The following is a 26,196-nucleotide window of genomic DNA, read 5'->3' on the forward strand; positions in this document are numbered from 1 at the left end:
GGAAAAGATGCTGCCTGCGGCGGCATTAATCAAAAAAAATCTTCCAATGGCCGCATTCATCAAGAAGATACCGCCCTGCGGCGGCATTAATCAAAAAATCTTCAATGGCCACATTCATCAGGAAGATACCGCCCTGCGGCGGCATTAATCAAAAAATCTTCAATGGCCACATTCATCAGGAAGATACCGCCCTGCGGCGGCATTAATTCGACTACGCATTTGCATAGCAAATGCTGTCTCATTAAAAAAAGCAGGTCATAAGCCGGATTCTGTTAGCCTTGAAATACTTCATGGCCTCCCTATCATTTATCTAGGCCCATGGTTGCCCAAAGGCTCTAACCGCCTACCCTTCAGCTTGGGCGTGCAGCCCTCAAACACTGATTTACATGACGTTGCACCGTATAGAGTTTACCTGGTTTCACTACAGCATAACCTGTACATACTTTCTGTTGCACTTGTCCTCATCTCTCAATGGACGGGCGTTACCCGCTATACTGCACTATGGTGTCCGGACTTTCCTCTCCCCACGGAACGCGGGGAGCGATAAGGCGACCTGCTGCTACAAAGGTAATTCAATTGTTGATAAATAAAATACTAAAGAAAGTTAAATAGGCCCTTTAATACAATGCTATTTTTATATTTGTACTTCACGCCTCAGGCGTTTTGTAAGTATATAAAATTTAAGTTAATAGCCTTGGAACCTTTTATAGTATCCGCCCGAAAATATAGACCCCAAACATTCAAGGATGTTGTTGGGCAACAGGCTATTACAAACACCTTGACCAACGCCATAGAAAACGATCACCTGGCTCAGGCATTATTGTTTACAGGTCCCAGAGGTGTAGGAAAAACTACCTGTGCCCGTATTCTAGCAAAAAAGATCAACCAGGATGGCAGAACGGACGAAGATGAGGACTATGCTTTCAACATCTTTGAACTGGATGCAGCATCCAATAATTCGGTAGATGACATAAGGGAGTTGACAAGTCAAGTGCGGATACCCCCTCAGGTTGGAAAATATAAGGTATATATTATTGATGAGGTGCACATGCTTTCCCAGGCTGCCTTTAATGCTTTCTTAAAGACACTTGAGGAACCTCCTGCCCATGCCATATTTATATTGGCCACGACTGAAAAGCATAAAATTATCCCTACCATTTTATCCCGATGCCAGATATTTGATTTTAAACGCATCACGGTAAAGGATGCTGCCGAATACCTTAAATATATTGCGGAGAACCAAGAGATAGAAGCTGAAGACGATGCACTTCATATCATAGCCCAAAAAGCGGACGGCGCTATGAGGGATGCCCTTTCCATCTTTGATAGGGTAGTGAGCTTCTCGGGTAAAAAATTAACCAGGAAGGCCGTAACCGAGAATTTAAACGTACTTGATTACGACACTTATTTTGCAGCTACGGATCTTATTTTAAAACATGATATTCCGGGCTTATTGATTCTTTTCAATGAAACCTTGGCCAGAGGTTTTGACGGACACCATTTTATAAGTGGTCTGGCCTCACATTTTAGGGATTTAATGGTATGCCAACATCAAAACACCATTGAGCTCTTAGAAGTTGGAGAGGAGGCAAAAAAACACTATAGCGAACAATCCAAGAATACGACCAGTGGTTTTTTATTGTCGGCGATCGATATGGCCAACGATTGCGACATAAAGTACAAGTCCAGTAAAAACCAGCGCCTTCTTGTTGAATTGACCTTAATGAAATTAGCCTCTATCGATTTTGATGGAGAAAAAAAAAAGTCTGAATCCTTAGGGAATGGTCGTAACAAACCAGATTTCATAATCCCGGCCTCCTTTTATAAGGTAAGTAGGCCCTCCCCTTTAGAGAAAGAAGTAAAATCCAACCCAACGGAGGTTAAAACCATCAAAACCGATGCACCCAATACTGAAAGGGCCATCGTAGAGGGTCAAATTACCCAAAATCCATCCGCTTCCCAAAATCCACTTAGGAATGATGGCAAAAGCAGCGCCAAAGTTGTACAGGAATCCCATCCTGTGCCCAGGACCAAAATAAACATAAAATCTACCGAAAGAAGGGTCTCCGGTCTATCACTATCCAGCTTAAAGGCCAAAAAAGAACATCAACTGAACAAAAAAGAGGATGTTATTGACGAGAGCAACCTTCCAAAAGCCAATTTTACGGAAGAGGAAATGCAAAAGCATTGGGCAGATTTCGTTGACATTTTGGATAATGATGGTCGGAAAATCTTGGCATCCAACCTACATTCCGATGTTCCCAAGCTCTCCGATAATTTCACCATTTGGATTGAGTTGCCAAATGGCACCATGAAAAAGGAAATTGAGCGGGAAAAGTACGATTTAATGGAGTATTTAAAGCTAAAACTCAATAACCACTTTATACAACTGCGAATAACTGTAAACGAGGCCACTGCCAAAAAATTTGCATTTACACCGGAAGAGAAGTACCAAAAATTAAGGGAAAAAAATCCGGCCATCGATCTTTTGCGAAAAGAGTTCGATTTAGATATTTAGCCCCTGACAACCTTTACCCTCCAAGCATAAAACAACATTACCAGGGCATTGATTATAAGTCCCAAGGACTCTCTGGCATGTTCTATATTATCTATATTGCCTCCGCCTATTGAAACTCCTTCAAACTGGTCCGGCCAAAAAATCCACGCCGCTATTAAGTAGGCAAACGACAACAACACCGGTATCAATAAATTAAGTTTTCCAAGGAAAAATAAAAAAGACGCCACGGCCGCAATACCGTAGATAAGGTACCACATAAGGGCATCCGGATCGTTGTATTGAACCAATGCAGCCCAAACAAACAATACTGTGAATACTGCCGAAAATATTTTGGAAAAAAGTCGCATACTAAGAATTTATAAGATGATTTTCAATAATACCGTATACTTCGGTGGCCAATAGACTATCTTTAAGGGGAGCATCACTTTTATTGGTAATCAATATTGGGTGATCCTTGGAATCCTCAGGTAATCTACCATGCGACCCTTTAACCAAAGTGGCATCGAGTGGAATAATATCCATTACCGTTCGGAAACCAAGCTTCTTTTTCAACAACTTCCAAATAACCTTGGGCATCAAAAATTTATCCTTGGGATCGGTTAACATCTCTACTGGATCATAACCGGGCTTTTTATGAATGTCCACCATTCTTGCATAATCAGGTGCCTTTTTATCATCCAACCAGAAATAATAGGTAAACCAAGAATCCTTATCGGCTATCACTACCAAGTCACCACAACGTTCATGATTCAATTGTAGATCTTTAATTTCGTCTCCGGAAAGCACTTGCCCCACCCCTTTTATGTTCTTCAATAAAGCCTTGATCTTATCCAAATCCCCTTTATCCTTTACATATACATGGGCCAATTGATGATCCGCTACCGCAAACGCCTTACTGGCACCCGCATCCAATAATTCCAGTCCCCTTTCCTCCCTAATAGCAAGGTAACCTTCTTGCCTGAGCTTTCTATTTAAATGGATGGGATTGTTCACATTGGTAATCCCATATTCGGAAAGTAAAATAATATGGGCCGATTTGGTTTCATAGTATTCCACCAATTGTTTAACTACATTATCTATCTCCCTTAAATCATTTGAAATTTTGGATAAATCCGTTCCATGGCGCTGCATATTGTAGTCCAAATGAGGCAAGTATACCAAAGTGAGGGTAGGATCGTGCAAAACGTCGGTTTTTATACTAGCGTCCGCAATCCATTTACTGGATTTTATAGATGTCTTTGGGCCCCAAAAATGGAAAAGCGGAAAAGTTCCCAATTCATTTTGCAAATAATCCCTTAGCTCCGCAGGATAGGAATACACATCCGGAATCTTTCTGCCATCGGCCAAATAATTTGGTCTAGGGGTAACACTGAAATCCGCATTGGAATACATATTGTACCACCAGAACATATTGGCGCAGCTAAAATTGCCATCCCGCATTTTTAATTTGTCCCATATTTTTTCGGATTGGATGAGACTATTGGATTGACGCCAAAACTTTACCTCATGTTCTTCCTTAAAATACCAACCATTACCAACTATTCCGTGCTCGGAAGGCGTTTTTCCCGTTAAATACGTGGCCTGCACAGTACAGGTTACCGCAGGCAATTGCGGTGTAATTGTCGCGGAAGAACCTCTCTCCAAAAAAGATTTAATAAAGGGGGTATGTTCCCCTATCAATCCTCGCGTTAATCCTACAACATTCAACACTACGGTTTTCTTCATGCCTTAAATTTTACTCTTTAACCATTCAATTTCGCGGACAATACAATTGGACAGTTCTGTTTTGAGACCTTTGGGCAAAACATCCCAAGTATAGGTCTCTATCTCCAATTGATCCGAAAATTGATCTTTTCTTAAATATTCCAACACCTTAAGAATTTGGTCCTGGGTAGAAAATAAATGATCGTACCTTTCCAAAAAAATAGGTACATGAAAATGGGATCTTAGCTCTTTGGCATGGGATCGCTGTTCCAAAACTTCAGGCAAATCCCTATAGGTCACCACCTTATTACCAATCTTTTCGGTTACCTGATGTAGATAGGTGGGCTCGTTAAACTGACTAAGTGAGTGCCATATAGCCTCATTATCACCCTCTTCAAAAAGGATTTTCAGCGCCGAGCTCACTTGTATTTTACCAACCTTTATCCCAGCACTCTTGAATTTTGCCAATGTATACTCCGGTTCCTCATAGGCTAGGGAAAAATGGCACACATCATAACAAACCGTTATATACCTTAGAATTAAATCCCTGGCCTTTTCCTTATTGCATCCCAAGACTGCGATCAATTTTTGGGTAGCTATGGGAATCAAATAGGTATCATAAAAATAAAGAACCTCATCGCTATTCTCTATCATACCATCTGGTTCCGGCTCAATATCCAAATGCAGATATTTACCAGTATTCCTTTCAATTTGCTCCAACTGCAAAACAATCTTCGCCATACTTTCGGCTCCAGTTGTAAAGGCCTTGTCCAATGCCTTATCAGAAGTATGCCAGTGCTTATAACTTACAGGAGAGGTAGAGATACCTCCTGAGATTCCGTCGGGAATCAAAAATGCCAATTGATCAAAAAGTCGCTCCGTATAATCCAATCTTTCCTGGGTGGTCCAATCCGGGGCATGTACCATATCTTTTACCCTTTCGTTATGAAAATTTCCATATGGGAATCCGTTCATGGTAAAGACATAGAATTGATTTTGGTCCAACCAATCCTTGAAATCCTTCAAATTACTACCTTCATCAAGCCCCAAACTTGCCTGGTTGGACAAACGCAGTCCAATACCAAAAGGGGATTCAGGGGCAACTTCCTTCTTTATTTTGGGAAGATATGTTTTTAGGCTATGGTAAGTCTGTTCCCAATCTTCCCCTGGATGAATGTTGCTACAATAGCTAAGATGATATTTATTTTGTATTAACATATGGTATTGGATACTTTAGGTTTATACATTTCGTTCAACCACACGATTGCTTTTTCCATGGTGGAAATATCAATTTCATGTACATCGTGTTTAGCTCCTATTTTTGATATCAAGGTAATAGTAAGTTCCCCGCCCAAATGCTCTCTAAATTCCTGAATACCGTTCAGCAAATCATCCAAATCACCATCCTTTTGAATAGGGATGTGTAAATTGAACCCTATTTGTTCCAGCACTGTCAAAATACGGTCCAGCGTCTCCTTACTTATCAACCCTATAAAGTGGGCATACACCAAATCCAAGGCCATACCAATGGCAACCGCCTCACCATGTCTTAGTTGATAATTGGTCATATATTCCAGTTTATGGGCTGCCCAGTGGCCAAAATCCAATGGTCTGGAAGAACCACTTTCAAAAGGATCTCCCCCTTGGGCTATATGTTCCATATGCATCTCCGCACAGCGATAAATCAGATATTCCATAGACTCCATATCACGTGCCCGGAGTAGGGCACTTTTGTCCTCAATAAAATCGAAGAATACCGCATCCTTTATCAAAGCCACTTTTACCGCCTCCGCTATGCCGGAAATCCAATCGCGTTGCTCTAAGGTGGTTAAAAAATCACTATCATTAATTATGGCATACGCTGGAGAAAAAGTTCCCAAAAAATTCTTTTTTCCCAAAATGTTAAAACTATTCTTCACTCCTACGGCCGAATCGTTCTGGGAAAGCACCGTGGTAGGAATTCTTATCAACTTCACCCCCCTATGGGCTATAGCGGCTGCATATCCCACCATATCTATAATAGCACCTCCGCCAATGGCCACAACAAAGGAGTGCCTACAGATTCGATTGTCATTTACGGCATTCAATATCCGCTCTACATTGCCGTAGTCGTTCTTACACTGTTCCCCACCAGTGATCACAATTTTTTCGGTTAAATGTAATACAGCACTATTTTGTGAACAATAGGAAGTAATTTCGTCACTTAAATTTGGGTGGCAGGCCAGAACACCACTGTCTATAACAAAAAGTACTTTTACATCCCCCTTCTTGTTATACCCTTTAATAATATCCTTGAACAAGGGGTTGTCCAAACTAAATATATTTTCCGTAAAATGTAACTTATACTCATAAGATACTTTAAAGGATTGCTCTATTGGCTTATAATGTGACATACTTAAAACGTTAGGTAACTGCGAACAGTTTTGATAAAAAAATAGATAGGGGCAATAGTAATAGTATAATCAGCCCGACCCACCAATGTGAAAATCCCACGGCCATGGTCGCGTCCAAAACAATGATCGATATTACCCCGGCCATGACCGCTTTTTTTATGTTCTTGGGTGAATTTTCGGCATATGCCCTGAACAAAGGCCTAAATATTAAAAAAGCGAACAACAATAAAAATGGAAGGGCCTCCAATAAATTTAGGCCGGAGATTGAAAAAAGAACAATAATCCCCACAATCACCAAGCTGTACAGCCCCCCTGCAAAAATTATATGGCTCTTATTGTGTCCATGCACTTCGCCCCTGCTAATAAGGGTTATGGCCGCTATGTACAATACAGGAAATATAAAATACACCCAGTGACTGAAATCTCCCAAAAAGGTAATCCCCAAAAGTAAGTTTAAACCTCTGCAAACTCCCATATTAAGAGGTCCAAAGAAGGAATGGTGTTTCCCCAGGCCATCATACAAAAGAATAAAGAGTCCTAATGCTACAGCTACCATACCACTTACAGAGCCTACCAAAAAAGAAAATAGAACTCCCAAATTCAGCAACACCCCACCAAAGATTGCGGCAGATTGAACCGAAATCAATCCGGATGGAATGGGTCTTTCCGGTCGTTCTGTTTTATCCAATTTATGATCAAAGACGTCATTGAGAACAACACCGGCAGCATATAGAAACACAGAGGATAATACCAACAATAGTATATCGCCCATACTGGAATTCCATTCCATATTGGAAAAAACTCCGGTAAATACACCCGAAATAGCCACACCTGCCAAAACATCGGCGGCGGCTGTAGGTAAATTTGCAGGTCTGGCGAGCCTTAAATATCCTTTCAATACAGGATTCATTATACTATTTTATCCGTATCCACCTTGGGCTCCTGCCCTCGCAAAACACTATTGTCGTTATATAATTTGGTTTGATTGATGCCTTGTGGGTTTAACCAATCGGATTCTTTCATTTTACCGTTTTTTCCAAAAATATCCAAGGCATTTTGGTAACAGGTTTTAACCACATCAGATTTAGCTATTCCCCTTTTCAACATGAGGGAAGCTGTTTTTGGCACCGCCAAGGGATCACTAACGCCCCAGTCCGCAGAACTATCCACAATAATACGATCGCTTCCAAAGTTTCTTACTACTTCCACCATTCTTTCATTTCCCATTTTGGTTTTTGGATAAATCGTAAAGGCCGCCCAAAAACCGCGATCCAATACATCCTTAACGGTTTCTTCGTTGTTGTGATCTATAACAACCATACCTGGATCCAGACCGTGTTCCAAACAAACTTCCATGCTTTTTAAGGTACCCGACTTTTTATCCCTATGCGGGGTATGTATCTGTACCGGAATATTCAACTCCTTGGCCAACTCCAACTGCATTCTAAAATATTTGTCTTCGGCAGGGGTCTGATCGTCATAACCAATTTCTCCAATGGCCACTACATTTTCCTTGTGCACATACAATGGCAATAATTCAACTACCTGTTCCGCCAGGGCTTCATTATTGGCTTCCTTGGAATTTAAACCTATTGTGCAATAATGATGTATTCCAAACTGACTGGCCCTAAAAGGCTCCCACCCCACAAGGCTGCTATAATAATCTTGAAAGGACCCTACCTGTGTACGTGGCTGACCCAACCAAAACGACGGCTCTATAATAGCCACTACCCCAGCAGCGGCCATTGCCTCATAATCATCGGTGGTCCTGGAGGTCATGTGTACATGCGGGTCTATAATCATCATTTTCTCTTCCATAATATTTCAATATTCTTTTATTGATAAACGCTTCTATTTTTCCATTGTGTTACTGGCCATTGGGAACAAGGTCCAAATATGGTAAAAATCCCCATATCGAAGGCAACTCCAACCGATAAAGTTAATTAATTAATGGGTTATAACGATTATAACACGTCCATTTTAAAAGTGTTTTAACAGTAAGGCGAACTGTTGACTTCTCCGTAGTCCGTAAAAATCCCATATACAACCTATCCAACAACCAGTCTAATACTTCAATATCATGGCGTTAAAATTGGCTATTATTTGCTCCTTGTCACCTGTACCTTTAAAAACAAGGCAGAGGGCATCAAAATCCTTGGTGGGCTTCACTGGAATAAGAAAGTTCTTCTTTGCCCCTTTCTCCTTGTTATAATACTTTAGGGAGCTTTCCCCAATTAATTTGCCGTCAGGGTTGTTTTCCCTAATCTCCACTTTGCCCTCGTAGGGGTAATCGGCCCCAAAATACATGTACAGCTCTATCTTTTTTAAACCCTCCAAGCCAATGTCATTGAATTTCAAATAGGAATTATTTTTAATGGACCCAACAACCCGGTCGCCTTCCACCTCCCAATTGCTCAATCCCCCGCTTTTTTCATCGGCATTGGCTCCTACATACTTTGGAAATTTAAAAACGATTTGATCTCTCACCGAAAGTGAAGATTCGGGCTGCTCTTTACTTCCCTTATCCGTATAGGAAGCCATTAACACATACTTTCCTTGGCTATTTTTGGCCTGATGCGAATTAAATTCAACTTCGCCCTGAATAGGCAATAGATCATCATCCTTGCCAATTTCCGAATTTAATGAAAGAATATAATCAACTATTTTATCTACTTCAGTAACCTTAAGCTGTGGGTGTGCGGACATCATACTTTCTCCCCATACCCCCGAGCCTCCTTTGATAATTTTATCTATCAGGTAATTTTTGTCTTTGGCAGTATAGCGCGCCGCTATTTCCTCGTACGAAGGCCCATTTACCTTTATATTAATGGCATGGCAGGCCTTACAGTCCGTATCGTCCATAATTAATTTACCTTCCGGTATGGTGTTCTGTTGATGTCCAATCGTGGCCTTGACCATATCCTCTCCTTCCGGAATATAATCAAAAGTGACCTTAATATCCTTAGGATCAATGGTACCGTCAAGGGTACTGCCATCCTGTTTATCGGTCACAACAACTTTGTAGGCTACTTTATGCCCGTCCCAATAAGTTCTGTTCTCCGTATCCAATTCAATTTTTAATTCGGGAATATCGTTGCCCACCAATATTTTGTGGGTGGATGTATCCGTGATTCCAGCTTCATCTGTCACCTTTAAACGAACCGTATAATTTCCGGGTTCATTAAAGGTAAAACTTGGCTCCATTGAGGTATCCTGAACCTCATCAGAATTAAAATACCACTCATACCGCAACCGGTCCCTATCAAAATCTTCGGAAGCACTCCCTGAAAAATTCACGGTTAAAGGTTGGGCACCAACCATTTTATCCGAGGTAATTCGGGAAACCGGCTTGCGATTTCCACTAACATAACTAATCCTGTTTAAGCGGGCATCCATGTTTTGTGAATTCCACTTTTGTCCATATTCCAGCACATAAAGGTTGCCATCCGAAGCAAAAAGCATATCCATTGGATGGGAAAACTCATCGCTGGGCATAAAAGGGTCTGCCTTAACATAGTTGTGATCTTCATCTAGGGTTACCACATAGATCCAGTCCCTCATCCATTCGTACAATAAAATCTTATCCTCAAAATATTCAGGAAATTTATTGGTAGCATTGGGATAGTTGGAAGCATGATAAATTGGGCCCGCCATAGGGTTTACCCCTCCAGAACCCAACCAAGGAAATTCTTCCGAAGCACTGTACGAAAACCATATCATTGATTCCTGTGCGGGCGGAAGCTCCATTAATCCTGTATTATTCGGGGAATCGTTTATTAGTTTGGAAGGATCAAATTTTTCACCGGGTGTTTCCGTGGTAAAATCATAATCATTGTATGCCTGATTATTGCCACGGGTATAGGGCCACCCCCAATTTCCAGCTCTTCTGGCCTGGTCAAATTCACCCATTCCATGTGGTCCCCGATTGGGATCGCCCTTACCGGCATCGGGTCCAATATCTCCCCAATAGAGATACCCAGTTTCACTATCTATTGAAAATCTAAAGGGGTTACGGCACCCCATTACATATATTTCCGGTCTTGTATTGGGGGTACCAACCGGGAACAAATTCCCGTCCGGTATGGAATAAGTTCCATCGTCCTCCGGCTTAATCCTCAATATCTTTCCCCTAAGGTCATTGGTATTGGCCGCCGATTTTTGAGCGTCCCATAAGGCTCTGCCCTCCCGTTCATCTATGGGTGCATAACCAGAGGATTCAAAGGGGTTGGTATTGTCTCCCAGACCAATGAACAAATTACCGTCCGGTCCAAATTCCAAAGCTCCGCCACTGTGGCAGCATTTGCGAAGAGTAGGTATGGTCAATAGATTTTTCTCTGAGGCCATATCCAAGGAATCCCCCGCCAAGGTAAATCTAGATATTCGTTGCTCCGATTTTTCACCAGGGGCGGAATAAAATAGATAGATCCAATTATTATTCTGATAATCGGGGTCCACAGCTATACCCAATAACCCATCTTCATTGCCATAAAAAAGGTCCAACTGGGCCAATTGCTTTGTTTTTTCCTCCTTAAAATCGTAAAGTTTCAAGGCACCCTGGCGCTCTATGAACAAAATCCCCCTACCCGGTAATTCTTCCAATTCCATTGGCTCGTTCAAGTTAAAATCGAGCACCTTGCGAACATATCTGTTTTCCTCAGGGATCCTTTCGGTCCTGGCCCTGTTGTAATCCAAGGCAGTATCCCCTATAGCATAATTAATACCACCCAATAGGTGATCTAAAAAAATAGGATTTTCAAAAGTGGCATCCGTATGTCCCATTTCAGTATAAAAAGACCTACCCCCATCATAGTCATGATACCACGAAATAGGATGGTGTTCCCCATTTTCCCCTCCCTCATAACTGGTCTCGTCAATTTCTACCAACACCTTAATTTCCGGATTGATATCCTTAAAATTATACCATTCATCCGTCTTCATCCAGGTATCGGACATAGATTGGGTAGCTGGGTGGTTCTTATCCACAATATTCAACCTTGCCTCTTGAATTCTAGGATGTCCCTTAAAATAGGCCCCCACCAATTTATTGTACCAAGGCCAGGCGTATTCAGTATCCGTCGCCGCATGGATTCCCAAAAATCCCCCACCAGCTTGAATATATCTCTCAAAATCTGCCTGTTGTACCTCATTCAATACATCACCAGTGGTATTTAAAAATACAACTGCGGAATATTGCTTTAATAATTCTTCGGTAAAATAGGTCGCATCTTCAGTTGCGTCTACCAAGAATCCATTTTCCGTACCCAATTTTTTCAATGCCTCCGCACCAGCCTCAATAGATCCATGCCTAAATCCTTCCGTTTTACTAAACACCAATATTCTGGTCTCTTTCGAAGTACATGAAGCCAGGGAACAAACTAGGATTAGTCCCATTGCCAACTTTAAAATATTACCCATTTTAATTAATTTATTCAGTATAACCTTTGTATTAAGGTATCGCAGGTAGACTTAACATCAATCTTAAAAACACCTTAGCTAAAAACAAATTATACTATTACAAATACTTTTTTTGCCTTAAATTCAATTTTACCCACAATAATGCAGCAATTTAAATCATTTGAAAAGATTTTTATACAAACCAGTGAAAAAATACGATTAAGGACCACCGGCATTTAATACCTAGGTTACGTTTATCCATAGGCAATTGGCACAGTGCGAAATCCACCAATAATTCTTTAGGTACCGGCTAAAAAAACACTCTTTTGAAAGCCCTACCTAGGCCATGTCCAAATGTTAAAAAATAATTTTAGTCCCTCTTTAAAATAATTTATGTGATACTTTTAAGGCCTATAAATTAGAAACCCAAAATAACCAAATGAAAATCAAATTATCAATACTCTTTTTATTTTCTGGTTTTATCCTTTTGGCACAGGAGCCATTATCCTTAGAAAATTTAAACGAGTTTAAAGACCCCTCCGAAAATTGGAAAATAGTAGGTGATGTCGTTGCAGACAGGAACATAACAGTCCACACCCATCAAGATCCAGCACCGGCTATTTTAACCAAGAAGGAAAAACGCAAACTAAAAAAGTCTAAAGAAACCTTACATCCTATCCATACAGAACCTGGAACAGGTGTTTTGTTCAACGATTACACCTTTACCCAAAAAGACCATCTTTTGTCGAAATGGGAACATGGTGATATAAAATTGGAAATGGAGATCTTAATTCCCAATGGATCAAATTCGGGTATTTACCTACAAGGCAGGTATGAACTTCAAATAAAGGATAGCTGGGGCGTTATGAATCCTACCTCCTATGATTTTGGAGGCATCCATCGGAACTGGGAAGAAGAACCTTCCAAGAAATTCTTAGGCATTACACCTTTGAGCAATCCTGCCAAAGCCCCTGGTTTATGGCAAAAGGTCAAAATTCATTTTGAAGCCCCTAAATTTGATGATGTCGGAAATAAAATTGCCAATGCAAAATTTGTTTCCGTATTCTTGAACGATGTCTTGATCCATAGCAATGTAGAGGTACCTTTACCTACTGGAGGTCCTATCTCCACGGAAGAAACCGCAATGGGCCCGTTAATGATCCAAGGAGATCATGGTCCTATGGCCTTTAGGAATATAAAGTATCAACTCTTGAAAGAGTCCGGGGTCACCATGACCAATTTAAGTTACGTTACCTATAAAGGCGATTTTAAAGGTCTGGAAGATTTGGAAGCTGCAGAGGCCTCCGAAAAGAAATCCGGAAAACTAATAGATGTCAATGTGGTAGAGGAGGAAGATCGTTATGGCCTTCACTATTCAGGAAGCATTAATGTTCCGGAAGCGGGCAATTATATCTTTACCATTGGATATACCGGAGGCATCTCCTTCTCCCTGGATGGTAAAACCATAGCCACAAATAATTCCACCGGCGCCCAGGAAGAATTGGAAAAAACTGTTTCTTTAACTGCGGGAGACCATGCATTTACTTTGATCAATATAAAAAATGCGGGCTGGAGGGCCCCGAGATTAGGCCTATCAATTTCAACGGAACAAACCAATCCAAAAACCTTCCACGTTTACGATTCCTACCCACCAAAAATAAATTCCGTTTCCCCTATTTTGGTCAATGCAGAGGCTACACCACGAATGCTAAGGGGTTTTGTAAGTTTTGGAGGTAACCAGGAGCGTCTTTCCCACACCATTGGTGTAGGGACTCCTAAAGGCTTAAATTTTGTATATGATATGGGGACGGAAAATCTCGTTGGTATGTGGCGTGGCAACTTTGTTGATGCCACCCCCATGTGGCATAGTAGAGGTGATGGCTCCTTTAGGCCAAATGGTGCGGTCCTATGGACTTTTTTAAACCAACCTTTATCCGCTCTAAGCGATTTACAAAGTCCGTTTCCAAGAAAGGGCAGCGCTCCCGAATTTAAATCCGGAGGATATAGCATGAACCCAGAAAATGGTCTTCCAATCTTTAAATACACCTATAAAGGTGTTGCTGTGGAGAACAGGGTTTACCCCAATGACAAAAACACCCATTTTATCAATGAGGTGCATTTTTCCAAAATAGGGGAACCCAATTGGTACTATAAGATTGCCTCCGGAAAGGCCAAAAAATTGGCCGACGGGTCTTTTGACATCAATGATCACCAATTCTACATAAACGTATTATCCGGTCAGGAACCTATTATTAGGGAGGTAAATAATGAGACGGAATTAATTATTCCTGTGGATGGAAGCACTATTAAATATGAAATAATTTGGTAAGAAATATGAGAACCATTACGAAAAATACAATTAGAGGAATAGGCATATTATGTTGTGCTACGCTATTTTTATCAGCCACAACCCTCTTGGCACAAAATGCACCAACCGAGGATGACTACTACAGGTTAATTACGGTACCAACGCCCGAGGGCATCCAGATGGAAGGAGGAGGGGTGTTGGCCCTTCCCAATGGAAAACTTGCTGTTTGCACCAGACGGGGAGATGTTTGGATTATTGAAAATCCATCCATGGCCAATGGAGTATCCCCAACTTTTAAAAAATTCGCCTCCGGATTGCACGAACCTTTAGGATTGGCCTATCATGACCAAGCCCTATATACTGCCCAAAGAGGAGAGTTGACCAAACTAATTGACACCAACGGTGATGACGTGGCAGATGAGTACAAGACCATATATGCTTGGCCTATTTCTACCCACTACCACGAGTATTCCTTTGGTCCGGTATTGGCTCCGGACAATACCTTTTTTGTAACGGCCAATGTGGCCTTCGGAAATGAAGAATGGTGGAGAGGGGAAAGCAGGGTACCCTGGAGGGCCTGGACCATGAAAATCACCGAAGATGGAAAAATGGAACCCTGGGCAACGGGTATGCGATCCCCAGCAGGTTATGGCCTGGTAGACGGGGAATTGTTTTACACGGACAATCAAGGAGACTGGGTAGGTTCAGGCGCTATTTGGCATCTTCCAAAAGGTGCCTTTGCCGGACATCCGGCCGGACTTAGATGGACCGGGCATGAGGATTCTCCAATTAAACTTACCGAGGACGAATTCTATAGCAAATTGGATAAAAGGCAGGTCAAGGTAAATGGGCGTTATGTGAAGCCTGAAAACATCATGGACGAAAAAAATCCAGCTTTTGCCTATGAAATAAAAAAATCCTTCCCCGAATTAAAATTACCTGCGGTCATATTGCCACATGGTATTTTGGGCATATCCAATTCCGAAATCAAGGTCGATGAAACCAAGGGTAAATTTGGTCCATTTGAAGGACAATTACTAGTGGGCGACATGGGGCAGAGTAAGATAATGAGGGTAGTCTTGGAAAAAGTGAAGGGAGAATACCAGGGTGTAGCCTTCGATTTCAGAGCAGGTTTTCAGTCAGGTGTGATGCGTATGGATTTTGATAATGATGGAAAGCTTTTCGTAGGGGAGACCAACAGAGGTTGGGGTTCTGCCGGCACCACCAATTCTGGTCTGGAATATTTAACCTGGACCGGACGTACCCCTTTTGAAATGAAAACTGTAAGCGCCACGCCCGATGGTTTTGAAATTGAATTTACTTTGCCCGTGGACAAAGCTTCGGCCGAGGATCTGGATTCCTATTTCGGAAAAAGTTACATTTATAAATATCATGCAGCCTACGGTAGTCCACAGACAAATATTGAGGAAATTAAGATTAAAGGGGTAAAAGTGAGTGATGATGGCATGAAGGTCCGCATAGTCATTGACAATATTAGGCAATACTATGTCCACGAAATTATGTTGCCCGGGGTAAAAGCCAAGGAATCCGGTCACACCATTTTACATCCTACCTTGTACTACACCCTAAATAATATACCTGAAGGAGCTTTAACTCCCGCATCCGAACTCTCCACCAAGCGAAGTAGTTTATTAAAAAAAGCTGTCAGCTTTAGGAAACCGGCTCCAAAAAAACCTTCAGTCAAGAACAAGGTATTGTCGGACACCGAAGTACAGCCACTTTTGATGTCCAACACTTGTGTTGCATGCCACCATAAGGAAAAGAGGGTCATTGGGCCTTCATTTACCGAGATATCAAAACGCAATTACAACAATGAAAAAATAGTGGAGTTAATATATAACCCACAGCCCAAAAATTGGCCTGAATACGCAACCCCCATGGCACCTATGCCCCATGTGCCCAAAGATGAAGCCCTTAAAATTGCCGGGTGGATCAATTCATTGAAGAAGTAATATTTTAAAAAAAATCAAAAAAAAGAGCGGCTCAATGGCAATATTGAGCCGCTCTTTTATTTTTAAAACACAGTCCTATTCCTTTATGTTGCCCCAGGTAATATTTCCACTTTCAATTCCCTTTACGAGCTCGGAATACCCCTCCAACATTGCCTTAGCCTCACTTGAATTGGAATGGTAACAACAAAGAGCGGCCGCTTTTCTTTCGGCCATATTTTCACTGGCAAATAACCGTTTCATATCCTTTAGGAGTTTGTCGTTCATAAAATTGCCCACAGGCCTCCAAAAGCAGGGATCTATCTCCCTTGATGCCGCCCAACGCTCGTGGGCGTAATCCGAAATAATTCTTGCAAGTTCCTTGTTCCCCCTTTTTTCCACCTGCACTATTTCATTTAGATTTTGCTGCATAAACGCTGCCTTAAGGTACATTTGGTTCCATTGCTGTTCATTAAAATAAAGCGCAGGATACGGGTTGTTTAACGCTATAGCATCAAAAACGGTAGAAATATTGGTCCTAAGTGCTTCCACTGCCTGTACTTTATAGTTTTCAGGATGGGGCAACAATACCAAAAATTTCAGGAAGGTTTCAAGTTCGCCCTTATCCGCCACCTCAATAATATTGGCCACCTTGGCCTTAAAAAATTCTTCCTTGGCCTCCAATACCTTATAAAGCAAATAAATTCTCCCTATCTGCTGAAGATTGGCATGTTGAACTTCTAGGTAATCCTTTAATTCCTTATCATCCAATAAAAGCGAAAGATCTTTTTCAGATTTAATTTTCGCGGGCACCAAGCTATAGGTCAGATACAAATCCTTTGTAGACTCTGATTCCACAATACCTTCAATTTTCGAAAACAGCCATTGTCTGTTTTCTTTGTCCACATTATCCTCTAAAATTTTCAGAAGCTGGGTACCGATATTTTTAAACAACATATTACAATATATTTATTCCGTGTTAAACTATAAATTTCAATATTACGTTTAGTAAGACCATGAGCAATTCATATGATTCCACCCTGTCTACAAAGAAGGTTTAAATATAAAACTATATCAGCATAAATTACCGCGGTTTATGGTATTCTTTCTATTTTTGAAATAGAAAATTGTGCTATGTTAGGTTTAAAATTACCCACAGACCCAAGATGGGTCAACATTGTTGAGAAAAATATCGATGAAATATTAACAGATCATGCCTATTGTGAGCAAAAGGCCGCAAGTACGGCTATTTCATTGATCGTTAGCTTTCCCGAATACACAGAACTTACCCAAGAAATGATAGCCTTGTCCAGGGAGGAAATGGGACATTTTAAAATGGTTCACGACCGAATATTGGATCGTGGAAAAACACTTGGAAGAGACAGAAAGGACGAATATGTTGTTGCCTTATTAAAATTTTTTCCCAAAGGTGGCAGCAGAACCACCCAATTGGTGCACCGTTTGTTATATGCCGCATTAATCGAAGCCCGAAGCTGTGAACGCTTTAGATTATTATCCGAGCAATTACAGGACAAGGAGCTTGCTGATTTTTACCACAAACTAATGATCAGTGAGGCAGGTCATTACACTATGTTCCTAAACTTCGCCCGCAAGTATGGGGATCGTAAGGAAGTGGACCAAAAATGGGATGCATTATTATCATATGAAGCATCTATCATGAAGGATCTAGGTACTTCTGAAACCGTACACGGTTAAATTGGCTTCCTGGAAATAAGGTCAATAAAAGGTATTGAACCTAGATCCCGCCGAAAAAGGCGGGATTAGTTCAACTTACAATTTTAAGTGCGTCTTACCGACTTCTCAAAATTGAGTTTCACTAATAAACCTATAAGTTGTTCTGGAAATCCTTACTCTTTGGCGTAGTACAGGGTTTTTATTATCCCGTCTGACAAGCCTATTTTAGGAACATGAATTTTTTTGGCTCCGACCCATTTGGCGGAGGAGACAAAAATTTGCGTTGCAGGAATAATTACATCCGCCCTATCAGGATTTAGTCCCAATTCCGAAATCCTTTCCTCAAATGTCAGGCTCGTCAGAAAATGATATTGCGCCCTTAACCAAATATAGGAAAGGGACTCCCCCTCCTTTCTACCAGACATTTTATGTAATTTATTAATATTTCCTCCAGAACCAATGATCGATAAATTGGGAAGTCCCTTCACGTGTTTCTTCAGCCAGTGTTCCAATTCATTCCACTTGGTATCATCTACCATATCATTTAGGAGCCGAACAGTTCCAATTTTAAAGGATTCCGAAATTTTTATCTTCCCTTCGGAAAAAACAGTGAACTCGGTACTCCCTCCTCCCACATCTATATAAAGATAAGTTTCATCTTTCCTAATCAGATTCTTAAGGTCTGTGGAAGCTATAATAGAAGCCTCCCTTTCCCCATCTATCAACTGAATCTGTACCCCTGTGGCCTCTAAGATATTGTCTATAACCAGCTGTCCATTATCCGCTTCCCTCATAGCCGAAGTTGCACAGGCCATATATTTTTCCACCCCATGTACTTCCATTAAGAGCTGAAATGCCTTCATAGCATTCAACAACCGCTCTTCATTACGTTTGGAAATAGTTCCATTCTTAAATACATCTTCCCCTAACCTAATTGGCAATCGGACCAAGGCACTTTTTCTAAAAAGGGTATCTTTCCCTTCTTCTTCAATTACGTTATGTGTAAGCAACCGTATGGCATTGGAGCCTATGTCTATGGCCGCATATTTCCGAACTTTCAAAGTAGCTGTTTTTTTTAGGAATTCAATTTATTAAGGTAGTAATCATAGGTGGCGAATTGTGAACGCACTTTGGGATTATTGTTCCTTCTATAGGCATTATCATGTTTTTCGGAAAACACCCTTGCCTTTACATTATCCCTCCAAGAAATATCAAAGGTATCCAAAAGCTCTTGTTTAACGTCCCCATCATAAATAGGTACTCCAACTTCTACACGATAGTCCAAATTTCTCGTCATCCAATCGGCCGAGGATATATATACTTTGGAATTACCATCATTTCCAAAAATGAAGATCCTAGGGTGCTCCAAAAATTTATCCACAATACTAACAGCCTCTATGTTTTCACTCATTCCCTTAACCCCTGGCACCAAACAGCAAATACCCCTGATAATAAGCTGAATTTTTACTCCTGCCCTACTGGCCTCATACAGTTTGTCCACCATTTTATAGGAGGTAAAACTGTTCATTTTTATCTTGATATAGGCCTCCTTGCCCGCCTTGGCATTTTGAATTTCCTTATCGATCAACTTCTTGAACACATTTTTGGTATAATGCGGAGAAACAATCAGATGTTTGTATTTATTGATCTTATAGGTAGTTTCAAAGAAATCAAAGACTTTGTTCAATTCCTTCAGTATCCCATCATGTGCCGTAAATAGGGTATAATCCGTATAGATACGGGCCGTTGATTCATTAAAGTTACCTGTACTAACAAATCCGTAGCGTTTAATTTGTGTCCCTTCTTCCCGCTCTACCAGACATATTTTGCTATGCACTTTTAAGCCACGCACACCAAAAATAAGTTTTACCCCCTCGGATTGTAACTGTTCCGCATATTCAATATTGGCCTGTTCGTCAAACCTGGCCTGTAACTCTATCTGTACCGTTACCTGTTTTCCATTTTTTACGGCATTTATCAAGGAGGCCGCCACCTGGGAGTTATCGGCCAATCTGTATACTGTAATCTTGATATTTCTCACCTTGGGATCCAGGGCCGCCTCCCTTAGAAACTTGATAATGTAGGAAAAGGTCTGATATGGGGTATACTGCAGGAAATCTTTTTCCGCTATCCGCTCAAAAAGGCTGCCCTCCAATGAAATTCCCTTTATGGGAAGTGGGGTAATCTTAGCGTACATGAGATCATTTCTGCCCAAGCTGGGAAAGCCCATATAATCCCGTCTATTGTGATATCTACCCCCTGGAATTACACTATCCGTGTCCTCTATATCCATTTTTTCCTTTAAGAAATCGAGCGTATCCTTACCTATGCTCTTATCGTACACAAAGCGCACTGGATCACTTATTTTTCGATGCTCAACACTGGACGATATTTTTTCAATAAAACTCTTGCTTAAGTCATTATCCATGTCCAACTCGGCATCACGGGTAATTTTTATCATATGCGCCGAGATGGATTCATAGTCGAACATATTAAAAATACTCCCCAGGCAATACCTGATAAGATCATCGAGAATGATGATATAATTTTTATCGCCCTCCTTCGGCAACACCACAAAACGATCTATACCCTTAGGTATTTCTATTAGTGCATATCGCTTTTCCTTGACATTGGATTTGCTGCCCGGCTCTTTCTTTAAAATCAGTTTTACCGCCAGATAGGCCGCTGTATCCTTTAGCATGGGGAAGCCGGCCAAATCGTTTAAAATAATGGTCATCAAAACTGGACTGACCTTTTCGATAAAATAATTCTTTATAAAGGAACATTGGGACTCCGTGATTTTTTTTTCATTGATCAAAAAAATATTCTGGGTTTCCAATTCCTTTTCAATATCGCTTAATATCTTTAAGCTTTTGGTTTGCTGTTTAATTACGATTTCGGTGATTTCCTCGAGAAGATCCTTTGCTGTTTCCCCGCCCAGAACACTTTTCCCGGATCTTCCAGCATCCACTATTCTTTTAACGGTGGCATACCTTACCTTAAAGAATTCGTCCAAGTTATTGGAAAATATCCCTAAAAACCGGAGTCGCTCAATTAAAGGAACATTCTTGTCTGCACTTTCCTGTAAAACCCTCTCATTAAAACTTAACCAACTTATTTCTCTATTTATATATTGATTTTTACTCTTGATCATTCTTATAATTGTTTTGGAAAAAGTGTCCGTACCGTAATACCTTTTGTTACGGTACCCCAATCGTTTGTGTCAAATTGTAATTGTACCAGCCCACTGGTAGGAACATTGTCAATATACATGTTTCCAAGGGAATTGGCAATATGTGTAAAGGCTTCGTTATGTCCAAATATAATAACAGTATCCTTGTCATTGTTCAGTCCTTTTATAAATCGACATACATCCTCACCCGAAAAATCATATAAGTCATTGGACAATTGAAATTTTGTGTATGAATAATTTATGGCTCTTAAAAAAATCATAGCGGTATGCAAGGCTCTATTGGCCGGACTGGAATAAGCTGCATCAATATGGTTTAAATTGGACGAAAATTCCTTGGCCACCTTATTCACATCCTTTATCCCCCTTTCCATTAGTGGTCTATCCCTATCCGAAACATTGTATTCCCAAGAAGATTTTCCGTGCCTTACCAATATTACCGTTTTCATACGTTTACATCCTTTAAATTTATTGAAAAAAAGAAAACTAAAAATTGAGAATGTGTGCCTCCCCGGCTCCACCGGTAATCACAGACTACACCCTAACATTAAATACTTAAAATATTGCCTTTTAGGAAAATTGTCAAATTTTGTATTCGTCCGTTTCCCTTATGTCCTTTAAATAAATTGCACATCCCCAGGACAATTCAAATCCAATGTATTGCTAAAAATCAAGGTGCCAACCTTTCCATTTTCCAATCCAAATTAGCCTGTAAACTATAGCGTATCCTATCGTGCAACCTATTGGGACGTCCCTGCCAGAATTCCATGGATATAGGTTTTACAATAAAGCCGCCCCAGTATTTGGGACGTTCTATCTCCTTATTATCATATTCCTTCTCCAACGCCTTTAATTTCTTTTCCAAATATTCCCTGCTCGGAACCACCTCGCTCTGTTTGGATACTATTGCTCCCAGTTTACTCCCCTCGGGTCGTGATTCAAAATATCCGTCAGATAAATTTTCCGCTATTTTCTCCGCCCTTCCCTTTATAATGATCTGCCTTTCCATATTGGGCCAAAAAAAAGAAATACACACATTGGGATTTTGGGTAATGGCCCTGCCCTTTTCACTTTCATAATTGGTATAAAAAATAAAACCTTCATAGGTGTATTTCTTCAACAATACCACCCTGTTCTTTGGAAACCCGTCCAAACCTATGGTAGACACCGTCATGGCATTGGGTTCATCCACTCCTTCGGAAGCTTCAACTTCATAAAACCATTTTTGAAATAATTCCATAGGGTTATCCGAAATAACCTCTTCTGTAAGAGAGCTTTTCTCATAGGACTTCCTGTAATTCCCTAGGTCTTTTTGCATATGTATTCTTGGATATTATTATCGCGAAAAGTTAATATACAAAATTGCACAAAACAAACTGAAATGCGAAAAGTAAGTGGAGTTTTTTTAAGCACTATATACATGGGAAAGACCCATACGATAATTTGCAGACGTAGATTACCAATGGTCCCGGGAAACTAATACATTCTACTTTTATCAAAACGGGAAATTTAAAGAAGTATCCGTTAAAAACCCGGTACATTTGGAGGTTACCGATCTAGACCTAAAGTCGTACAACATCTAGATCTTCATTGGCTCCCCTGTAAAGTGACAGCTATTTCCTGGGCTATAGCTCAAACTCCTTACCGTCGTCCGCTAGTTCCACATTTGGAAATATGGTTTTGGCCTCTTCCCTAAAGAGGTCCAAAGATTGGTACCTGGTTGAAAAATGTCCCAATATCAACATCCCTACATTGGCCTCCCTGGCAATGGTAGCAGCCTCCTTGGCGGTGGAATGTTTTGTTTTGGGGGCCAATCTTTTTTCCGTCTCCAAGAATGTGGCCTCGTGATATAAGACATCAACATTCTGGATCCAAGGAACAATTTTTGGGGAAAAGGCCGTATCACTACAAAAAGCATAACTCTTTGCTGCAGGAGGATCAAAGGTAATTAAGGCATTGGGTATCACTTCCTGGTTGTCCAAGGTAATGTCCTTTCCCAGTTTAATATTTTGAAAGTAACATTTATCTATTTTGTACTTTGCAACGGCCTCTACATTTAATTTGCGTTCTCCCAACTCCTCCCTGATCAGAAAACCATTGGTATATATCCTGTGTTCCAATGGAATTGTGGTTATGGACACCTTGTCATCCCCAAATATCCGTTCTGGCTCATTTGAAGTCAATTCATGGAAAAGAAGTGGATAATTGGTCCAAGAATCCCCCAATTTGAGAAAAAGGGTAATTGCCTCCTTAATTCCCTTCGGGCCGTAAACATGTAGTTCATTGGTCCTGCCCAACAACCTAAAAGTAGATATTAATCCGGGTAGACCAAAAAAATGGTCTCCGTGCAAATGTGATATTAAAATATGATTGATACGGGAAAATTTTATCTTGCTCTTACGCAATTGCACCTGTGTCCCTTCTCCACAGTCTATCAAAAACAATTGATTCTTAATCTCCAGTACTTGCGACGTGGGATTGTTAAAAGATCTTGGTGTTGCCGCGTAACAACCCAATACGGTTAGCTTCATAAAAAGGCAATATTGAAGTGGAAAATGGAAGATTATACCCTGGTTATATTCAAAAGACTTACAAACCACAATGATAACCCACTAAATATGGCAATCATTACAATTATAATCCTTCTTCCACTATCACTTATAAATTATTTATTTTTAAAGTTCCAAGTCCCTTTCAATCTCCTCCATTTCTATAATATCCTTTGCCTCTTGAATGGTAGGCACCACACAGATATGGTCCGGGACCTCGTCATAGGAAACTTTTCCAGTTACCAGGACGAAGGATTTTTTAGTCTTTCGATGGGCATTGGAGATTTCCAAAAATTCCAAAACGTCGTTGGAGGTCAGTTTTGAAAAAGAAAAAAGGTTCACAATTATGTGATCGTTCTTAATTTTGGGATATATTTCCTTAAGATTGGATAGAAACTTGTTCAAGGAGATATTTTCTTGAAGCACAGTGGTTACATTTCCTTCTTTATCCAAAATCATAGGCCTTTCATTTAATTTTTGACGCCAACAAGTAAATCACAGCCATACGTATGGCGACCCCATTTTCTACCTGGTTCAATATAATGGATTGTTTGGAATCCGCTACATCACTGGTTATTTCCACTCCGCGGTTAATGGGCCCTGGGTGCATAATTACAACTTCCTTGTCCAGACTGTTCAACAAGGCTTTATTAACCCCATACTGCTGGGTGTACTCCCTTGTAGTCGGGAAATAACTAATATCGAGTCTTTCATTCTGAATTCGCAGCATATTGGCAACATCGCACCAGTTCAAGGCTTTTCTCAGATTGGTTTCTACAGTGACACCCAAGGATTCTATATGTTTGGGAAGCAAGGTCCTAGGTCCGCACACCTTTACATTGGCGCCCTGTAATTGCAGGGCAAAGATATTGGAAAGTGCCACCCGTGAATGAAGGATATCCCCTACGATAACTACATTTTTTCCTGCCACGTCCCCCAATTTTTCCCTAATGGAATAGGAATCCAATAAGGCTTGAGTTGGATGCTCATGGGCACCGTCCCCTGCATTGACTATAGAGGCCTTAACGTGTTTGGAAAGGAAGATTCCCGCTCCGGGGTTGGGATGTCGCATTACCACCATATCTACCTTCATGGAAAGGATATTATTTACGGTATCGATCAAGGTCTCCCCTTTTTTTACTGAAGATTGCGCTGCGGAAAAATTAACAACATCTGCGGACAGTCTCTTTTCTGCCAATTCAAAGGAAAGTCGTGTACGGGTACTGTTTTCAAAAAATATATTGGCTATGGTGATATCGCGTAGGGAAGGAACTTTTTTAATAGATCGGTTGATCACTTCCTTAAAGTGATCTGCAGTTTCAAAAATGAGCTGAATATCCGATTCCTTCAGATACTTGATTCCCAACAAGTGTTTTACACTTAATTCGCCCATACCTATGTCTTTACTAAATATATTACATCCTCTCCATCATTTTCCTCCCACATTACCTTTACCTTTTCTCCATTTATAGCATCTACTTGCCGCCCTCTATAATTGGGCTGTATTGGCAAATGCCTACTAAAACGCCGGTCGATCAATGTCAACAACTCTATTTCCAACGGCCTCCCAAAAGACTGGATCGCCGTTAAAGCCGCCCTTATACTTCTGCCCGTATAAAGTACATCATCTACAAAAACTACCTTCTTATCCTCAACTAGAAAATCGATTTTGGTCTTGTTGGCTTCCAAGGTCTTGTCGCCTCTCCTAAAATCGTCGCGGTAAAATGTAATGTCCAAGAATCCTAAATCTATTTTTTTTACCCCATAATCCTCTTTAAGGATCTTGGCAAGGCGTGAAGCCAAAAATATCCCTCTAGGCTGTATCCCTATGAGAACGGTATTTTTAAAATCGAGATGGTTTTCTAATAATTGGCAAGCCAGGCGATGCAGGATAATATTTATTTCTTTGGAAGAAAGTAATACTTTTTGACTCATAGATGATTTGGCCAATGCTTTTGAATTACAAAAGTAGGGATTTCTATTTAATATTGCCGCCATAAAAACAAAAGACCCTTACAGATCTGAAATAAGTAATTTGAACCCATATACAACACCCTGAAAACCTTTGGTTTGCATTGGAACCAAGCCTACCCCTAAAAGAATGTACAATTGTAATAGAAACGGATCAATCTCAAAAGTTGTGTGCGAATTGCAAAAAAATATAATTTACTATCTCAAGTTTGTGTCCTGTTCATTTTTTGCATCGCCCAAATGCGTAGCATTCATGAATACCATTAAAAATCAATAACAACCAATTGAGTAAAATGAAAGAATAATTTAATCATTGGTTTTACTAAATTACTCCTATTAAATAAAACTATTGATCATAGAAACCCCAAAAGGAATCCAAAACCAGTAAATTTTACCAACAAAAAAGAGGCTGTCTAAAAAGGCAGTCTCTTTTTTTTTGTTTATGATTTTAAAAAAAGTATTGATTTTCTTATCTTAATGGTATGAAAAGCAATGTCGTTTGGAAGACCAATAATCAGACGCAAT

The 26,196-nt window shown here is 40.5% G+C and carries 20 protein-coding genes and 1 other RNA gene; 4 read left to right on the forward strand and 17 right to left on the reverse strand.

Annotated features, from left to right (window positions below; translation table 11 throughout):
* Nucleotides 1-243: 243 nt before the first annotated feature.
* Nucleotides 244-560: RNase P RNA component class A (gene rnpB / locus C7972_RS21845), an RNA gene on the reverse strand.
* Nucleotides 561-694: 134 nt separating this feature from the next.
* Between rnpB and C7972_RS21850 the strand changes: the two genes are divergently transcribed.
* Entirely contained in the window at nucleotides 695-2,518 is a 1,824-nt protein-coding gene (locus tag C7972_RS21850) for a DNA polymerase III subunit gamma/tau (protein ID WP_110358314.1), read from the forward strand.
* On the opposite strand, the gene C7972_RS21855 is transcribed toward C7972_RS21850, so the two are convergent.
* The 7 genes from C7972_RS21855 to C7972_RS21885 all read right to left on the reverse strand — a co-directional run bounded on the left by C7972_RS21855 (nucleotide 2,515) and on the right by C7972_RS21885 (nucleotide 12,030).
* Nucleotides 2,515-2,865 carry a transmembrane 220 family protein gene (locus C7972_RS21855; RefSeq protein WP_110358293.1) on the reverse strand — a complete coding sequence of 117 codons (351 nt, stop codon included), beginning with the start codon at nucleotides 2,863-2,865 and terminating at the stop codon, nucleotides 2,515-2,517. The genes C7972_RS21850 and C7972_RS21855 overlap by 4 nt on opposite strands.
* A gap of 1 nt (nucleotide 2,866) precedes the next feature.
* On the reverse strand, nucleotides 2,867-4,243 hold the full coding sequence (locus C7972_RS21860) for an alkaline phosphatase family protein (protein ID WP_110358294.1): 1,377 nt from the start codon (nucleotides 4,241-4,243) through the stop codon (nucleotides 2,867-2,869).
* 3 nt (nucleotides 4,244-4,246) lie between these two features.
* Nucleotides 4,247-5,440: a metabolite traffic protein EboE gene (gene eboE / locus C7972_RS21865; protein ID WP_110358295.1), complete on the reverse strand. Its 1,194-nt coding sequence runs from the start codon at nucleotides 5,438-5,440 to the stop codon at nucleotides 4,247-4,249.
* Nucleotides 5,434-6,615, reverse strand: a complete 1,182-nt coding sequence (locus C7972_RS21870; RefSeq protein ID WP_110358296.1) for a 3-dehydroquinate synthase — start codon at nucleotides 6,613-6,615, stop codon at nucleotides 5,434-5,436. Before C7972_RS21870 ends, eboE begins: the two co-directional genes overlap by 7 nt.
* Before the next feature lie 10 nt (nucleotides 6,616-6,625).
* Nucleotides 6,626-7,525: a UbiA-like protein EboC gene (gene eboC / locus C7972_RS21875; RefSeq protein WP_110358297.1), complete on the reverse strand. Its 900-nt coding sequence runs from the start codon at nucleotides 7,523-7,525 to the stop codon at nucleotides 6,626-6,628.
* Nucleotides 7,525-8,433, reverse strand: a complete 909-nt coding sequence (locus C7972_RS21880; RefSeq protein WP_110358298.1) for a TatD family hydrolase — start codon at nucleotides 8,431-8,433, stop codon at nucleotides 7,525-7,527. The genes eboC and C7972_RS21880 overlap by 1 nt, the downstream gene beginning before the upstream one ends.
* Before the next feature lie 246 nt (nucleotides 8,434-8,679).
* Entirely contained in the window at nucleotides 8,680-12,030 is a 3,351-nt protein-coding gene (locus C7972_RS21885) for a ThuA domain-containing protein (RefSeq protein WP_110358299.1), read from the reverse strand.
* 418 nt (nucleotides 12,031-12,448) lie between these two features.
* On the opposite strand from C7972_RS21885, the gene C7972_RS21890 reads away from it, so the two are divergent.
* Together C7972_RS21890 and C7972_RS21895 are read left to right on the forward strand one after the other, a co-directional pair.
* The gene (locus C7972_RS21890; RefSeq protein WP_110358300.1) at nucleotides 12,449-14,338 is read left to right on the forward strand and encodes a family 16 glycoside hydrolase; all 1,890 of its coding nucleotides are present in this window, start codon (nucleotides 12,449-12,451) and stop codon (nucleotides 14,336-14,338) included.
* A 5-nt stretch (nucleotides 14,339-14,343) separates the two neighbouring features.
* A complete protein-coding gene (locus C7972_RS21895) occupies nucleotides 14,344-16,290 on the forward strand; it encodes an auracyanin family protein (protein ID WP_220020937.1) in 1,947 nt (648 codons plus the stop codon).
* A gap of 75 nt (nucleotides 16,291-16,365) precedes the next feature.
* Here the strand turns inward: C7972_RS21895 and C7972_RS21900 are convergent, their stop codons facing one another.
* Nucleotides 16,366-17,223 (reverse strand): EboA domain-containing protein, encoded by an 858-nt coding sequence (locus tag C7972_RS21900; protein WP_110358301.1) that lies wholly within the window; start codon nucleotides 17,221-17,223, stop codon nucleotides 16,366-16,368.
* 177 nt (nucleotides 17,224-17,400) lie between these two features.
* Between C7972_RS21900 and C7972_RS21905 the strand changes: the two genes are divergently transcribed.
* Nucleotides 17,401-17,982 (forward strand): tRNA-(ms[2]io[6]A)-hydroxylase, encoded by a 582-nt coding sequence (locus tag C7972_RS21905; protein ID WP_110358302.1) that lies wholly within the window; start codon nucleotides 17,401-17,403, stop codon nucleotides 17,980-17,982.
* Between the two features lie 152 nt (nucleotides 17,983-18,134).
* On the opposite strand, the gene C7972_RS21910 is transcribed toward C7972_RS21905, so the two are convergent.
* The 8 genes from C7972_RS21910 to pyrR form a co-directional block, all read right to left on the reverse strand.
* Nucleotides 18,135-19,022 carry a Ppx/GppA phosphatase family protein gene (locus C7972_RS21910; RefSeq protein WP_110358303.1) on the reverse strand — a complete coding sequence of 296 codons (888 nt, stop codon included), beginning with the start codon at nucleotides 19,020-19,022 and terminating at the stop codon, nucleotides 18,135-18,137.
* A 14-nt stretch (nucleotides 19,023-19,036) separates the two neighbouring features.
* Nucleotides 19,037-21,115, reverse strand: coding sequence for a polyphosphate kinase 1 (gene ppk1 / locus C7972_RS21915; protein WP_110358304.1), 2,079 nt, complete (start codon nucleotides 21,113-21,115; stop codon nucleotides 19,037-19,039).
* A 2-nt stretch (nucleotides 21,116-21,117) separates the two neighbouring features.
* Nucleotides 21,118-21,600 carry a histidine phosphatase family protein gene (locus C7972_RS21920; RefSeq protein ID WP_110358305.1) on the reverse strand — a complete coding sequence of 161 codons (483 nt, stop codon included), beginning with the start codon at nucleotides 21,598-21,600 and terminating at the stop codon, nucleotides 21,118-21,120.
* 221 nt (nucleotides 21,601-21,821) lie between these two features.
* Nucleotides 21,822-22,469: a pyridoxamine 5'-phosphate oxidase gene (pdxH, locus tag C7972_RS21925; RefSeq protein ID WP_110358306.1), complete on the reverse strand. Its 648-nt coding sequence runs from the start codon at nucleotides 22,467-22,469 to the stop codon at nucleotides 21,822-21,824.
* Between the two features lie 307 nt (nucleotides 22,470-22,776).
* Nucleotides 22,777-23,682 (reverse strand): ribonuclease Z, encoded by a 906-nt coding sequence (locus C7972_RS21930; RefSeq protein ID WP_110358307.1) that lies wholly within the window; start codon nucleotides 23,680-23,682, stop codon nucleotides 22,777-22,779.
* Between the two features lie 144 nt (nucleotides 23,683-23,826).
* Nucleotides 23,827-24,159 carry a ribonuclease Z gene (locus tag C7972_RS21935; RefSeq protein ID WP_110358308.1) on the reverse strand — a complete coding sequence of 111 codons (333 nt, stop codon included), beginning with the start codon at nucleotides 24,157-24,159 and terminating at the stop codon, nucleotides 23,827-23,829.
* Nucleotides 24,160-24,166: 7 nt separating this feature from the next.
* On the reverse strand, nucleotides 24,167-25,093 hold the full coding sequence (locus C7972_RS21940; protein WP_110358309.1) for an aspartate carbamoyltransferase catalytic subunit: 927 nt from the start codon (nucleotides 25,091-25,093) through the stop codon (nucleotides 24,167-24,169).
* Between the two features lie 2 nt (nucleotides 25,094-25,095).
* Nucleotides 25,096-25,635 (reverse strand): bifunctional pyr operon transcriptional regulator/uracil phosphoribosyltransferase PyrR, encoded by a 540-nt coding sequence (gene pyrR / locus C7972_RS21945; RefSeq protein WP_031442958.1) that lies wholly within the window; start codon nucleotides 25,633-25,635, stop codon nucleotides 25,096-25,098.
* Nucleotides 25,636-26,196: the final 561 nt, after the last annotated feature.

Origin of the sequence: Arenibacter sp. ARW7G5Y1 (assembly GCF_003201775.1) — a bacterium.
In the GTDB taxonomy this organism is placed as follows: Bacteria; Bacteroidota; Bacteroidia; order Flavobacteriales; family Flavobacteriaceae; genus Arenibacter.

Bases quoted from the DNA above. Each gene is read 5' to 3' on its own strand.
- C7972_RS21855 (WP_110358293.1), bottom strand. From the start codon at position 2,865: ATGCGACTTTTTTCCAAAATATTTTCGGCAGTATTCACAGTATTGTTT.
- C7972_RS21860 (WP_110358294.1), bottom strand. From the start codon at position 4,243: ATGAAGAAAACCGTAGTGTTGAATGTTGTAGGATTAACGCGAGGATTG.
- eboE (WP_110358295.1), bottom strand. From the start codon at position 5,440: ATGTTAATACAAAATAAATATCATCTTAGCTATTGTAGCAACATTCAT.
- C7972_RS21870 (WP_110358296.1), bottom strand. From the start codon at position 6,615: ATGTCACATTATAAGCCAATAGAGCAATCCTTTAAAGTATCTTATGAG.
- eboC (WP_110358297.1), bottom strand. From the start codon at position 7,525: ATGAATCCTGTATTGAAAGGATATTTAAGGCTCGCCAGACCTGCAAAT.
- C7972_RS21880 (WP_110358298.1), bottom strand. From the start codon at position 8,433: ATGGAAGAGAAAATGATGATTATAGACCCGCATGTACACATGACCTCC.
- C7972_RS21885 (WP_110358299.1), bottom strand. From the start codon at position 12,030: ATGGGTAATATTTTAAAGTTGGCAATGGGACTAATCCTAGTTTGTTCC.
- C7972_RS21890 (WP_110358300.1), top strand. From the start codon at position 12,449: ATGAAAATCAAATTATCAATACTCTTTTTATTTTCTGGTTTTATCCTT.
- C7972_RS21895 (WP_220020937.1), top strand. From the start codon at position 14,344: ATGAGAACCATTACGAAAAATACAATTAGAGGAATAGGCATATTATGT.
- C7972_RS21900 (WP_110358301.1), bottom strand. From the start codon at position 17,223: ATGTTGTTTAAAAATATCGGTACCCAGCTTCTGAAAATTTTAGAGGAT.
- C7972_RS21905 (WP_110358302.1), top strand. From the start codon at position 17,401: ATGTTAGGTTTAAAATTACCCACAGACCCAAGATGGGTCAACATTGTT.
- ppk1 (WP_110358304.1), bottom strand. From the start codon at position 21,115: ATGATCAAGAGTAAAAATCAATATATAAATAGAGAAATAAGTTGGTTA.
- C7972_RS21920 (WP_110358305.1), bottom strand. From the start codon at position 21,600: ATGAAAACGGTAATATTGGTAAGGCACGGAAAATCTTCTTGGGAATAC.
- pdxH (WP_110358306.1), bottom strand. From the start codon at position 22,469: ATGCAAAAAGACCTAGGGAATTACAGGAAGTCCTATGAGAAAAGCTCT.
- C7972_RS21930 (WP_110358307.1), bottom strand. From the start codon at position 23,682: ATGAAGCTAACCGTATTGGGTTGTTACGCGGCAACACCAAGATCTTTT.
- C7972_RS21935 (WP_110358308.1), bottom strand. From the start codon at position 24,159: ATGATTTTGGATAAAGAAGGAAATGTAACCACTGTGCTTCAAGAAAAT.
- C7972_RS21940 (WP_110358309.1), bottom strand. From the start codon at position 25,093: ATGGGCGAATTAAGTGTAAAACACTTGTTGGGAATCAAGTATCTGAAG.
- pyrR (WP_031442958.1), bottom strand. From the start codon at position 25,635: ATGAGTCAAAAAGTATTACTTTCTTCCAAAGAAATAAATATTATCCTG.